Origin of the sequence: Arthrobacter sp. PvP023, assembly GCF_017832975.1 — a bacterium.
In the GTDB taxonomy this organism is placed as follows: Bacteria; Actinomycetota; Actinomycetes; order Actinomycetales; family Micrococcaceae; genus Arthrobacter.
On sequence record NZ_JAFIBI010000001.1, the window covers coordinates 3,565,739 to 3,579,871 of the forward strand.

Below are 14,133 nucleotides of genomic sequence, written 5' to 3' on the forward strand. Positions count from 1 at the left end.
GTCATGAACATTGCGGAATTCCGTGACTTTCGGGTTCACCCAGGGTGGTATTGCCGACCTGGATGGCGCGGCCCACGAAGCGGCCGTCAGGATGGGTATTGATGCGGTACCACTTATAGGTCCCGCGGGCGTCAGGCACAGTGCGCCACATGAAGCAGTTGACCGTGAAGGACGGGCCGGAGCCGTAGATCCAGGGATAGCCACGGATGACACCGTCGCAGGTATGTTCCGCGTTCGTCGGTGACCGCCACGAGGTTTGCCCTGAGGCAGGCGCGTCAGTGCACGTGCGGTAACCGTTGACCGCGGCATCCCAATTTGTCTTGGCCGGGCCGGACTGGGCCGTGGCTTCGGCAACGGGCCCGCCGGTGCCGACGGAGTTGCTGGTTTGCACCTGAATCGAGTGCCGTTCGTCAAAGCCGCCGGTGTTCACCGTCCGTGTTCCGGACGCCGCGACAGTTTCCCAGCCCCGGCCGTCGATATTGATCCGTGTGTTAGCGACGTCGTTCGTCGCCGTCGACGGTGAGGACCAGCTGAAGCTAAGGGACTTCTGGTTCTGGCCGCCGTTCTGGCCCGACGCCGACGGCGTGCCCGGCGCTCCGTATGGCGTGGCCCTGGCTGCGGTACTGGCGTCGGAGCTTGGTGCCACGGTGGAGTTGGCCACCACGGTGATGGACGTGGCGTCACCATTCGTGAAGCCTCCCACGGTTTGCCCGGGCTTGATGGGGCCGCCTTGGCCGGTGCTGGCGTTGTAGCTGTAGCTGACTTCACCGTAGGCAGAGCCGTTGCGTTCGGCAGCGGTCAGCTCTTTGAAGTTGATGGTCACCTTCCGCCCTGCTCCCCCGGTGTCTGCCGGGGTAACGCTGACCCCGGAGACCTGGCCGAGTTTGCCGGTGGCGCGCCGCGGCGCGGAAGGCGGGCTGACGGCCCCCTTTCCCGCTTTGTTTTCGGCCTGCACCGTAAAGGTGTACTCAGCTTCGGAGTTGTTTGCCGTGAAGTTTGCAGTGCGCACTGTGCCCGCAATCGTCTGGGTCTGCGGCGCTCCGCCGCCTCCGCTCATCGTGACGAAGTAGTTCCTGATCGGATCACCATTGGTGTCGGGTTCCGACCAGTTAACGCGCAACTGGTTCGTGGTTCCGACCGCTGAGGCCACGGCAGACGTCGGCGCGGCCGGAGCCGCGGGCACCCCGGCAGGGTTGTCTTCGGACGAGTAGATGCCCCAGTCGGAGGGGCCAAGCTCGTTGACGGCCTGGGCGCGGACCTTGTATCGCACGCCGTTGGTCAGTCCCGGCCAGGTGTAGTTCAAACCGGTGACCCCGTTCTTCACGGCAACCCCGTTGGCCGGCGGCGGCGAAATCTCCAGATTGTAGCCCTTGACGGCTGAGCCCTCGGTCTTCGCCGCAGGCCAGGCAATAACCATATTCTTGTCGCCGGCTTTCACCGTGGGTGCCTCCGGAGGCGAGGGTTTCTCGTCCGGCCTGATCTCGTTGGATGCCGCGGACGATTCCGATTCGCCGACTTCGTTGGTGGCGGTGACAGTGAAGACGTACTTGACGTCGTTGGTCAGGCCGCTGAGTGTGCAGGTGGTGGTGGGGCAGTCCTGACTGAAGCCGTTGGACCGAACGGTGTATTTGGTGATCGATGCGCCGTTGTCCGACGGCGGAGCCCACTTGAGCACGGCAGTGCGGCTGCGAACATCCGTGGCGGTCGGTGCCGAGGGGGCATCCGGCTTGTCCCGGACCGTGATGCGCACACGGCCGCTCGCCTGTCGGGAGGGGTCCCCGGTCTTGTCCAGCACGGTGTAGCGAATCACCATGACTCCCTTGGAGCCATCGGCGGGAGTGACTGTGATCGAGTCCCCGTTGACGGCAGGAGCACCGGCAGCAGAACCGGTTTCGACCGTGGCAGAGATGATCTTCAGCGGGGTTTCACCGAAAGGATTGAAGTCGTTGGCGAGGACGTTGATGGTCTCGGTCCGGCCGGCATTGGCTTTGTCGATGACATCCTCGTTGGCGGTTGGCAGTGGTCGGCTCGAGGCGACGACAGTGGCCGTCACCGCGGCCCTGACCGGGCCGGAGCGGCCGTCGGTCACCTTCAGCGGGATGATCCCCTTGCGGCCTGCGGCCACGCCGGAGTCAGCGCTGAGCTTGAGCGTCTGCCCCTCAATGGCTGCCTTGAAACCTTCCGGCAGTGTGCCGTCCAGCTCGAAGGCAAGTTTCTCCTGGTCCCCGTCGTCAACGTCCTTTGCCAGGTTGCCCAGCTCCAGGCTGGCAGTTTCGGCCAGCGGCACCTCGAGGTCGGTTCCGCTGAAGGTGGGCTCGTGGTTGGCGTTGGGATCCGGAACCACCCGGGTGATGACGGTCAGGGTGGACTTCAGACCCTGGGGATCGTCCGGACCGGAACCGTCAGTCACTTCAAAGGTGATGGAGCCGGGTCCCACGTAGTCCTTGAGCGCAGCGTAGCGCAGCGCATTTCCGTTGCCGGCGATCACGTTCCCGGTGTCCGCACCCTGCACGCGGACCTTGTCCGCTTGGGTGATCCGGGCGGTGCGTCCGTCCCGGACGCGGACATACTCGCCCAGGTCGATGGCGGCTTCCTTCCCTGCCATCACTTCCAGGACGTCGGTGCGGGCCAGGGTGGGGTACTGCTCTCCCTGTCCGGGAACCCAGACGACCGCCGTCGCGCTTTGGCCGTCGACGTCGGTGACGGTGTACGGAACCAGCTGGTCATTCGGGACGAGGGACACGACGACACTGCCGTCACCTCCGACGCGCGCGTTGGGGTTGCCGTCCGGCAGGGTGACCTTGAGATCGGCGGCGACGCCGTCGGGGTCCGAGTCGTTCTTGAGAACCGGGACGTCGACGGCGGATTTGCCCAGCGTCTCGGCCGGAGTGACCACATCGTCCTGCGCGACCGGGGACTTGAGCGCGGCATCGGGACTGACCCGTACCCGGATCACGGCACTCCCTTGGGCCTTCTTGTCGTCCTGGATCTTGTAGCTGACGCTCTCGTTGCCGGCGGCGCCGGGTGCCGTGAGCAGCACTTTGCCCCCGTCGGCGCTCTCGACCCGGAGTTCGGGGCGCGCCTCGAAGCCGTTGGCCACCAGGCCGATGGGGTCCCCGTCAGGGTCCGAGTCGTTGCTGAGCGCGTCGACGGCGATCTGGCGCCCGGGGCGGACATCCACGGCGTCGTCCACGGCAATGGGCTTCTGGTTATTGGCCTCCGGCGGGGCAATTCCGACTATTACGGTGCCGGTGTTTTCGGCGCCGATCCGGTCCCGGACACGGTAGGTGAACGTGTCAGTGCCGGCGGCCGTTCCGGTGGCGGTGAACTCGAGATAGCCGTCTTTGACCACCGCAGTTCCCATCGCCGGGGCCTTGTCCACGCCGATCAGCTGGACGGAGTCGCCGTCGGAATCGATCCCGTCCAGCGGCACGGGAATCCGTACCACCATGCCGGCGACCACGCGTGCGGTCAGGTTCTTCGGCTCGGGACGGGTGTTCCGTTCGTCGTCGCGGGCACGGATGCGGATGGTGACCTGCTGGGAGTCCGACTGCCCGGATTCATTAGTGACCTTGTAGATCGCATAGACCGTCTTGGGAACGTCCCCGGCGATGAAGCGCAGGGTGCCGCCGGAACGGAACATGCGGCCGTCGGCGTCGTCGGGTTTCTGCGCCAGTTCGGGTTCAAGGGTGAGCTTGCCGCCGTTGGGGTCGGTGTCGTTCTCCAGCACCGGAATGGTGACAACGTCGCCCGCCCGGACCGATACCTCGTCAGGTTTGGCCTGCGGGGCCTGGAGCTTGGCCGGTGCTGGAACCACCAGCACCGCGATGTCTCCGCTCGCTGACGCCTTGCCGTTGGAAATCGTGTACTTGACGTTAAGCTGCCCCTCTGCCCGAATGTCGGTGATCCTGATGACCGAGTGGTTCAGCACCGATGCGCTGACCGGCTGGCCCTCGGCGGCTGTGACGGATCGGACCACCAGCACGCCGCCCGAGGGGTCCGAATCGTTGCCGAGGACGTCCACCAGCACACTGCCGCCGCTGGGCAGCAGGGCGGTGTCCCGGACGGCGACGGGGGCGCCGTCGCCGTTGCCGGGAACGACGTCCACGCGGACCAGCTGCTGTGCGCTGGCCGGGCCGTTGGTCACGAGATAGGTCACATAGTGGGCGCCCTCGGCAGTGGAGGTGAAGGTGAAGGTCTGCTGGTCCGCTCCCATGGTGGCAGTGGAGTTTCCGTCGGGAGTGACCTGGGCGAGCCGGAGCGCTCCGCCCTGCGAGTCCGAATCGTTCTTCAGCGGCGCAATGACCGTGTCCACGCCCGCGACGGCGACGATGTGGTCGGCGTTGGCGATCGGCGGAAGCGCTCCCGGGGCCCGCACATCCACGGTGACCTTGTCCTCGGCAGTGGACTGGCCGTCCGAGACCGTAACCGTGACTACTTTGCGGCCGGGCTCGGAGCCGCCGTCCTGGAAGCTGAGCAGTCCGTCCGGCCGGGCTTTGACCTGGTCCTGGGGATCGCTGCTGGAGGCGCTGACGACGTACAGGTCATCGCCGTCAGGGTCGATCCAGTCGGTCAGGATGTTCTGGCTGACGAGCTTGCCGGCCTGCACCACCAGGGAGGTGTTCCGGGTCGGCTTCCGGCGGGGGGCCGAGTTCTCCCCCGGCGGGATGATGTGGAGGGTGACATCCGAGGAGGCGCTGAGGCCGCGGCCGTCGTCCACGGAGTATTTGAATGTCTCGGAGCCGGTCTTGTCCGCCGGCACGCTGACCTGGAAACCGGTGGAACCGTAGATCGGGGCCAGGACCCCGGAGTTGATGGGGTCCGGGGCGCGGACCGTGAGGATGTCGCCGTCGGGGTCGGTGTCATTGTCCAGGACGGGGAGGATGGCGGTTTTGCCCGCGCGGACTCCGAAGGTGTCAGGTTTGGCAACCGGCGCGCTGTTAGGTTTTGTGCGGTCCGGCAGGACGGTCTGCTGCACTTCATCGGCGGAGTCCTTGTCCGCGTCGTCCGAGGTCTGCTGCGGCGGGATCACGTCGTCCCAGTTGTTGACCAGCTGCATGTTCTGGTTCACCAGCCACACATTGCCCGAGTTCACATCGTTCAACACCACCAGGTCCCGGTTCACCCGGAACACATACGACGGCGACGCACTCGCCTTCGGCACCTCAACGTTCTTGTCATCAGCATCATTCACACAATCACGGACATACTTGTTCGCCCCCGACCACGCCGCATGAACACACCCGCCCAGCTGCACCGGAGCCGCCGGAACACCCTCACCATCAAAGGACACCGTCTTCGCCGACGAACCATCCAACGGCTGCTTCAACAACGCCTTCTGCGTCGCCACCGCAACCACATCCGACGCCGGACCGGACTGCTGCAACTTCGCATCCCGCGCGTTCTCCAGATCCAGCCCACGACCGCCCGGCAGGAACAACTTCCCCCGCCCCGCATCCAGGACCACCGGCTTATCCCCCACCACAGCCAGCTGCAGATCACCCGCACCCTTCAGACCGTCCCACGTGCCCGACTCGGACGACGTCGTCTCACCATTGGCATCAACAGCCGTCACAGTCACAACACCCGTCTTCGGATCCGCACTGTAAATCCGGTCATCCGTCCCGACAGCGGACACCAGGCCCTCCGAACCGACCACGGCCGGTTCAGTAGCTTCCTCATCGAAGCCGTTGACCGTTGACGGCGACAGAGCCCACACCTTGCCCTTGGCCGCATCCGTCACCGAAATCACGGCAGAACCGAAACTGACATCAGCCGACCCCGGCAACTGCTTATCCCCGCCCAGCTGCATATTCGCCGGCGAGACCTGATTCAGAGTCGAGCCGGTCTCATCATCAACGAAAACGTTCCCGGAGTTCTGCAGGATATCGAACGTAGTACTCGCCGGCGTCACCGCACCATCCAGCACCCGCGACGGATAATTCAACCGCCCAACAGCGTTCTTGGTCTTACTGACCACCCACACACCGCCGTCGTTCAACTCCACCTCAGTGGTCTTGAACCCCGGATAAATAATCGCACCAGCCACCAAAGCAGCACCCGCCACCGCAAAAGCGGTGCCTCGAAGAATCCGTGCACGCCGATGGTTCGGCGTCGGTTCCGCGTTGGGCGTCACGGATCGAGATGGCCGTTTCATTACTGGTCTTCCCCCACGAGAAATGCATTCCGGGCACGCTAAGACCCACTGGAAACGTAGCCGGGTCAATCCGACTATGTCATAAGACCATCAAATGTAGAAACCCCGGGTCCGGGCACTCAGTCTAAGACGAGGCCCCGGCCGCTTCCGCGCTGGAGCAGGACCGGGTGGATTTCGCCGAAGCCGCGGACCTCCTCGGCTTTCTGCGGCACCAGCACAAACCGCTCGTCCTGTTCCAGGGCTGCGGCGGTCATCGAGTCCACCAGCACCGTGCCGGGGTCGGCCAGTGCGGTCAACCGGGCGGCGAGATTAACGGTGGGCCCGTAGATGTCGCCCAGGCGCGAAAGGATGCGCCCCCACACCATGGCAACCCTGGCCTGGGGCAGGATCTCGTCCTCGGTAAAGGCCTGCGACAGGGCGAGGGAAATTTCGGCGCCCGCCGCGGGCGTCTCGGCAATATAGAGAACTTCGTCGCCCACTGTTTTCACCAGCCGGCCGCCGCCTACCGAGATGATTTCGGCGCACTTGTTTTCAAAACGCTGAACCAGCTGGGCGAGCGTCTTCTCGTTCATGCGCCTGGAAAGGCTGGTGTAGGAGACCAGGTCCGCAAAGCCGACTGCCCTCGCAAGGGGCAACGGCGCGTCATCCTCATCGCCTTCGCGGCCCTCTTCACTCGCCTGCAGTCCGGCTTCGGCCCGCACGGCGAGTCGCTGGACACCCGCGTTGAGCTGCCGGCGCCAGGAGTAAACGAGCATTTCCTCGAGGGCGTCCACGAGGGACGGAAGCTGGTTGACCAGCCGCTTGCGGGCCACGGCGTCCGACACGCCCTGCCGGTGGACCATGTCCTCCACCAGGGCTTCGATTTGCCACACCACCATCCGGTCAGTCATCTGCCCGATGGCGCGGGTCACCGAGATGGCCGCCTCTTCGGTGAGCTTCCCCGCGCGGACCAGGTCCACCACGGTGGACAGAGCTGCCTGGTCGCGCTCGGTGAAGGCGACGTCCTCGTCTCCGAGGTTCGGGAAGCCCAGGGCGCGCCACAACTTACGGGCGGACAGCAGGGACAGTCCGGCACCGGCTGCCACCTCACGGCGGCGGAGCTTGCGCTCACCGCCAAGGAGCCTGGCTTCGAGTGCCTTGGCTGCGAGCCGTTCGGCGGAGAGTGTCCCGGTGGCGGGTGCCTCTGACGGGGATGTTCCCGCCGGCCGGCCCCCCGGAGCCGGATCGTACGGGGCGGGGTCGTGGGGTATCGGCCGGTGTGTTGCCACCGGCGTGTCGGCGGAGTCCCCGGCAACGGAGGTCTCGAGCACGGGCGCCTCCACCGACACTGTGTCCAGCGCAGCCGTTTCCAGCACAGCGGCTTCAAGGGTGGCGGTTTCCACTACTGCGTCCGGTGGTGAGGGCATCTCGGACCGCTCGGCCTCGTCCACGGGTCCGGGATTCTCAACGCTCATCTCTTCCACCTTCTCTCGGATCCCACTGCTCTCCCATGTCCCGCGGCCGGTAGTACTGCGCGTCCCCGGCCAATTGCTGCGCCCGGTCCGCCTCGAAGACCGCGCCGGGCGGCAAGTCATCGATGGCATCGAGGACGAAGTTGCGGAACTTCACTGCCTCCGGCACATCCGGGATGACGGCATCGGCACCCTGCCCGGTATCCAACGATATATTCCCGGACCGCAATATGCGCTGCCAGAGTGACTGGCTGACGCCGATGTGATGCACGGAAGCGAGCGGGATCTGCATATCCCGCCTGCGCAACATGCCGTAACGGGCAACTATCCGCCGGCTGGTCAGCACGTACTGCGTTGCGTGCCACCTCAGCACGCGAGGCAGGCAGTACCCCAACAGTATCCACGCAACAGCCCCGACGCACACTGCGACGAGCCAGATCGTCCATTCTTCAGTGATCAGCGGAACCAGCCTGGCCGGTTCGCCTTTCACGATCCAGGCACTGGCAAAGGCACCCAGGGCGGGGGCAACGATGAACAGCAGCCCCGGAAAGAAAAGCTTCCGGGGCTGCGGCCGGGTCACAGTGATGACCTGTTCACCCGGCAGGAGGTCTTTACGCATATCCGCTTTCGGCGGCGCCGGTACCCGTTTCGGTTCCTGTTCCGCTGCCTGCGCCCGGCGGGGTCCACGGCCGGAGGTGGACGACGTCACCGGCCGTCACAACGTGTTCGTGCCTGGCTGAATCGACCACCAGGAGGGAGCCGTACTCGTCCAGGCGGGAGGCATGGCCAATGATCTCGTGATCCCCCGGCAGCTGCGCGCGCACTTGCTTGCCGAGGGTGCTCATGACCGACTCGACCCGCTTGTGCAGCGAGGGTCCGCCGGCCATCCCGGCAGCGGGGTCGCCGTCCGCGTTGCAGAAGTTCCGGTAGAGCGCGGCAAAGCGCGAAAGATAACTCTTGAGGAGTGCCGTCCGGTCGACAGTCCGGGCATTCTCCAGCAGCACGGACGTGGCAGTGGGAACGGGGAGTTCCCCGGCAGTCAGGGTCACATTGAGGCCCGTGCCCAGAATCACCGGCGGAACAGAGCCGTCCCCCATGGGTCCAAGCTGCGCCAGGATGCCGGCGATCTTCCGGCCGCGCACCATGACGTCGTTGGGCCATTTGATTTCGGCCGGGATGCCTGCCGTTTCCAGGAGCGCCTCACGCAGGGCAAGCGCGGCCAGGAGCGAGAACCAGGAGTAGCTGTTCGTGGGCAGCGGCCGTCCTTCGGCATTAACCGGGCGGAGAACGATCGACACGGAAACGGAGCTCAGGGGCGGCGCCTCCCAGTGGCGGTCCAGCCGGCCGCGGGCCGCGGTCTGGTGCTCGGCCGTCAGCACTGAAAGGTCCGGCCAGGCGCGGGGATCCACAGTCACCCCCTGCAGGAGGTCCGCGTTGGTGGAGCCTGTCGAGTCCACCACCGTGAGCTGCGCTATGCCGTTGGCGGAGAGGAATTCCGCATTGCCCAACTCGGCCCTGTTGAGGCCGACGCGGGGAACAGCGTCCGGCTGAGCAACGGAAGGCACGTCAGTGTTCTGCCGCTCCGGGCCGGTCTCGGAAGACTGCGTATTGTTCGGGTCCTGGCCGTCGGCAGGCTGTGGGGCGTCCATAGTTGAATCCTACCGAGTTGGCGCGGCTCCGGCGGCGGCCCGGAGTGTTCTCAGAGGAAAATGTCAGGGACCAGCCGATCCTCCGGCGCGCCCAGGCTGTACGGCGAAAAATCGGCCACCCCCGCCGCGGCGAGCACCTGTTCATCCGTGTAGAAATTGCCGCTCGGCGAGCCGCCACCGCCATGCAGGTTGCCTCCCGTCAGCACCGCATGCGCCGCATCCGCCATGATCTCCGGTCCGCGGGCGGCCTTCACCATGTTCTCGCCGCCGGGCATGTTGCGGATGGCTGCGGTATCGATCAGGGTGCAGGGCCAGAGCGAGTTGACGTTGATCCCGGCTTCCTTCAGTTCCTCGGCCAGGCCGAGGGTGGTGAGGCTCATTCCGTATTTGGCCATGGTGTAGGCAAGATGCATGCCGGCCCATTTGGGATCCAGGTTCAGCGGCGGTGACAGGGTGAGGATGTGGGCGGACGCCGACCGGCGCAGGGCAGGAAGCGCGAGCTTGGAGAGCAGGAACGTGCCGCGGACGTTGATGTCCTGCATCAGGTCGTAGCGCTTCATGTCCACGGCGTCGGTCTTGGACAGATCGATCGCGGAGGCATTGTTGATCACGATGTCGATCCCGCCAAACCGTTCGACGGCGGCGGCAACCGCCCCGGCGACGTCGTCGTCATTGCGCACGTCGCCCACGATCGGGAGCGCCTGGCCGCCTGCCGCGAGCAACTGTTCCGCGGCGCTGAAGACCGTACCTTCCAGTTTCGCGTGCGGCTGGCCGGTCTTAGCCATCAGCGCTATGTTGGCGCCGTCGCGTGCGGCGCGGAGGGCAATGGCCAGGCCGATGCCGCGGCTGCCGCCCGACATCAAAATGGTGCGGCCCTGAAGGGAACCGGCGGCCTGGTACGGCCCTGCGGCGGTGCCCGAAGCATCGTTGCTTGAAGTCATAAGGACACTCTAGCCGAAGCATGTTACCGGCGAGTAACATACTGGTCGCTGCCTCCCAAGGGCAGAAAATTGTAGGTTTTCTACAGCGGTCCGGGCCAATAGCGTCACTAGACTAGCCAACAGGGTCCTGTTTTTGTGCGGAAGCTACTTAAGCGCCGTTGCGACACAGTGCCAGCGACCATCAGCTACAGAGCCGGAGACACTTGATGAGCCACGATCTGACCACGACAGCGGGAAAGATTGCCGACTTCCGCGACCGCCAGGCGCGTGCCGAGCAGCCATCCGGGCCCGAGGCCATCGAAAAGCAGCACGCCCGCGGCAAGAACACTGCGCGCGAACGCATCGACCTCCTCCTGGACGCGGATTCCTTCGTGGAATTCGACGCCCTGGCCGTCCACCGCTCCACTGCCTTCGGCATGGAGAAGAAGAAGCCCCTCGGCGACGGCCTGGTGTCCGGATACGGCACGGTGGACGGCCGCCCCGTGGCCGTGTACAGCCAGGACTTCTCGGTCTACGGAGGCTCCCTCAGCCAAGTAAATGGCGAGAAGATCGTCAAGGTGCAGGAATTCGCGCTCCGCAACGGTTGCCCGGTGGTAGGCATCCTCGACGGCGGCGGCGCACGCATCCAGGAAGGCGTCGCCTCCTTGGCCATGTTCGCGGACATCTTCCGCAACAACGTCCATGCGTCCGGCGTGGTCCCGCAGATCTCCCTCATCATGGGCCCCTCCGCCGGCGGAGCAGCCTACTCCCCCGCCCTGACCGACTACGTGGTCATGGTGGACAAGACCTCTCACATGTTCATCACCGGACCGGACGTGATCAAGACCGTCACCGGCGAGGACGTGGACATGGAAACCCTGGGCGGCGCGCGGCAGCACAACGCCAACACGGGAACGTCCACCTACCTCGCCTCGGACGAGGCGGACGCCATCGAGTTCGTCCGCGAACTCCTGGACTTCCTGCCCTCCAACAACCTCGCCGAGGCCCCGGTCCTGGAACACCAGCAGGACCTGGAGGTCGACGACGACGACCTGGCCCTGGACACGCTCATTCCGGATTCCGCCAACCAGCCCTATGACATGCGCAAGGTCGTTGAGCAGATCGTGGACGACGGCCATTTCCTTGAGATGCAGGCCCTGTACGCTCCGAACGTAATGATCGGCTACGGCCGGATCGAAGGGCACACCGTAGGCGTCGTGGCCAACCAGCCCATGCAGTTTGCCGGCACCCTGGACATCTCGGCATCGGAAAAGGCCGCGCGCTTCGTCCGCCACTGCGACGCCTTTAATATCCCCATCATCACGCTGGTGGACGTGCCGGGCTTCCTGCCGGGCAAGGACCAGGAATTCCAGGGAATCATCCGCCGCGGTGCCAAGCTCCTGTATGCCTACGCTGAGGCCACCGTCCCCAAGCTCACGGTCATCACCCGCAAGGCATACGGCGGGGCCTACATCGTGATGGGATCCAAAAAGCTTGGCGCCGACCTTAACCTGGCCTGGCCCACGGCCCAGATCGGCGTCATGGGCGCGCAGGGCGCCGTCAACATCCTGTACCGCCGTGAGCTTGCCGCTGTTGCGGAAGCCGGCGGCGACGTCGAGGCCAAGCGCGCAGAGGTCATCCGGCAGTACGAGGAAGAGCTCCTTAACCCCTACCAGGCGGCCCAGCTTGGCTATGTGGATGCCGTTATTGCACCCTCGGAGACCCGGGTGCAGATCATCAAGGGCCTGCGTGCCCTGCGGGACAAGCGCGCCAGCCTTCCCGCCAAGAAGCACGGAAACATTCCGCTGTGAGCCCGGACGTGGAGCCGGCCGCGAAGGCGGCGGTTGAGCCCGGGCAGACCCCCGGCGGAAACGGCGCCGAGGCCGCCGAGCCGCTGTTCTCCGTGGTGAAGGGCGAACCGACAGACGTCGAGCTCGCGGCGCTGACCGCCGTCGTGCTCTCCCTCGGCAGCGCCGAGCCGGAAGGCAAGGCGAAGCCCAGTGTCCGCCACTGGGTGCGGCGGCAGCAGCTGCGCCTGGCCCCCGCCCCCGGGCCGGGAGCCTGGAAGCGCAGCCGCGGCTGAGGCGGAGCCGGGGTGGCCGCCGCAGCGGCGGTCCGCTGACACACCGAAAAGTTCAGTGAGTCTTTCATAACCGGGTTTGCCCCGTTAGTCTCGTGGGGTGACTACCGAATCCGCCGCCTCCGCGCGCCCCCATACAGCCATCGACGCCGTCGCCGACGGCTACACGGACACCCTGATACGGCTCAATCCGAGCTTCGCCACAGTGCTGGGCGTACCGGGCCACGAGACCGAGTTCCAGGACTTCTCGCCGGCCGGCATCGAAGGATTCATGGCTGCGGCCAGGGAGGCGCTCAGCGCACTTGACGGCCTGGAGCCGGTGGACGAGGTGGACGCCGTAACGCTCGACGCCATGCGCGAACGGCTGGGACTGCAGTTGGAAATCCACGCATCGGGCTGGGACGCCGCCGAGCTGAACAACATTGAATCGCCGGCGCAGAACATCCGCTCGATTTTCGACCTGATGCCCACCGACACCGCCGAACACTGGGAGCACATCGCCGGCCGTGCCCACAGCGTCCCCGGAGCGATCGACGGTTATATCGAGTCGCTGCGTTCCGCCAAGGAGCAGGGCAAGGTCTCCGCTGCCCGGCAGGTGGCCATCGTCATCGAGCAGGCCACCAAATACGCCGCCGGGGACGGCTTCTTCGCGAAGATGGCCGCCGGCGCAAAGACCAAGGACGGCCCGCTTTCCGCGGAACTGCAGGCAAAACTCGACGACGGCGCTGCCGCGGCCAGCGCAGCCTACGTGAAACTGGCCGACTTCCTGTCCGCCGAGCTGCTTCCCGTGGCACCTGCCAAGGACGCGGTGGGCCGGGACCGCTACGCACTGGCATCCCGGGCATTCCTCGGCGCGACGGTGGACCTCGACGAGACGTACGCCTGGGGCGTCCAGGAACTCGAGCGGCTCATCGCCGAACAGGAACGCGTGGCCAACGAGATCCGGCCCGGCGCGTCCGTGGCGGAAGCCAAGGAGATCCTGAACAGCGATCCCGCCCGGCAACTCAAAGGCACCGACGCCCTTAAGGCCTGGATGCAGGACCTCTCGGACAAGGCCGTGGCGGATCTCGCCGGTGTCCACTTCGAGATCCCGGACATCATGAAGACGCTCGAATGCCTGATCGCCCCCACGGACGAAGGCGGCATCTACTACACCGGCCCTTCCGACGACTTCAGCAGGCCGGGCCGGATGTGGTGGTCCGTACCGGCGGGCGAGGACACGTTCACCACGTGGGCAGAGACCACCACGGTGTTCCACGAAGGCGTACCCGGACACCACCTCCAGATCGCTACGGCCGTCTACCGCCGGGAGTTGCTCAACAAGTGGCGCCGCAACGTCTGCTGGACGTCCGGCCACGGTGAAGGCTGGGCACTGTACGCCGAGAAACTGATGCAGGAACTGGGTTACCTCAAGGACCCGGGCGACCACATGGGCATGCTGGACATGCAGCGCATGCGTGCGGCGCGCGTGGTGTTCGACGTCGGCGTGCACCTGGAGCTGGAGGTTCCGGAACGCTGGGGCGGCGGCACCTGGACGCCGGACAAGGGGTACGGCTTCCTGAAAGAGAACCTGGCGATCAGTGAGGGACAGCTCAATTTCGAGTTCGCCCGCTACCTGGGGTGGCCGGGCCAGGCGCCGTCCTACAAGGTGGGCCAGCGCCTCTGGGAACAGATCCGCGCCGAGCTGGAAGCCCGCCCCGGTTTCGACCTGAAGGCCTTCCACACCAAGGCCCTGAACATCGGCTCCGTGGGGCTCGACACCCTCAAGCGGGCGCTGCTGGGGTAAGTGCCTTCCGCCTGTCCAGTTTTTGTCCAGATAACGCGAGCAAACCGCCCTGGAAGTCGCGTTATCTGGACAAAAACTCATTGTGAAGGC

The 14,133-nt window shown here is 65.6% G+C and carries 8 protein-coding genes; 3 read left to right on the forward strand and 5 right to left on the reverse strand.

What is annotated here, in order from left to right; translation table 11 throughout:
* Position 1 precedes the first annotated feature (1 nt).
* The 5 genes from JOE31_RS16360 to JOE31_RS16380 all read right to left on the reverse strand — a co-directional run bounded on the left by JOE31_RS16360 (position 2) and on the right by JOE31_RS16380 (position 10,198).
* Positions 2-6,157 (reverse strand): Ig-like domain-containing protein, encoded by a 6,156-nt coding sequence (locus tag JOE31_RS16360; protein WP_209746399.1) that lies wholly within the window; start codon positions 6,155-6,157, stop codon positions 2-4.
* A 119-nt stretch (positions 6,158-6,276) separates the two neighbouring features.
* A complete protein-coding gene (locus JOE31_RS16365) occupies positions 6,277-7,563 on the reverse strand; it encodes an adenylate/guanylate cyclase domain-containing protein (protein WP_209748519.1) in 1,287 nt (428 codons plus the stop codon).
* A gap of 37 nt (positions 7,564-7,600) precedes the next feature.
* Positions 7,601-8,227, reverse strand: a complete 627-nt coding sequence (locus tag JOE31_RS16370) for a PH domain-containing protein (protein ID WP_209746401.1) — start codon at positions 8,225-8,227, stop codon at positions 7,601-7,603.
* Entirely contained in the window at positions 8,220-9,257 is a 1,038-nt protein-coding gene (locus tag JOE31_RS16375; RefSeq protein ID WP_245199221.1) for a biotin--[acetyl-CoA-carboxylase] ligase, read from the reverse strand. Before JOE31_RS16375 ends, JOE31_RS16370 begins: the two co-directional genes overlap by 8 nt.
* Before the next feature lie 50 nt (positions 9,258-9,307).
* Positions 9,308-10,198, reverse strand: a complete 891-nt coding sequence (locus JOE31_RS16380) for an NAD(P)-dependent oxidoreductase (protein ID WP_209746403.1) — start codon at positions 10,196-10,198, stop codon at positions 9,308-9,310.
* A 206-nt stretch (positions 10,199-10,404) separates the two neighbouring features.
* Here JOE31_RS16380 and JOE31_RS16385 point away from each other — a divergent pair, with 206 nt between their 5' ends.
* The 3 genes from JOE31_RS16385 to JOE31_RS16395 all read left to right on the forward strand — a co-directional run bounded on the left by JOE31_RS16385 (position 10,405) and on the right by JOE31_RS16395 (position 14,043).
* Positions 10,405-11,988, forward strand: a complete 1,584-nt coding sequence (locus JOE31_RS16385; RefSeq protein ID WP_209746405.1) for an acyl-CoA carboxylase subunit beta — start codon at positions 10,405-10,407, stop codon at positions 11,986-11,988.
* Positions 11,989-11,996: 8 nt separating this feature from the next.
* Positions 11,997-12,260, forward strand: a complete 264-nt coding sequence (locus JOE31_RS16390; RefSeq protein WP_374100885.1) for an acyl-CoA carboxylase subunit epsilon — start codon at positions 11,997-11,999, stop codon at positions 12,258-12,260.
* 97 nt (positions 12,261-12,357) lie between these two features.
* Entirely contained in the window at positions 12,358-14,043 is a 1,686-nt protein-coding gene (locus tag JOE31_RS16395) for a DUF885 domain-containing protein (protein WP_209746407.1), read from the forward strand.
* Positions 14,044-14,133: the final 90 nt, after the last annotated feature.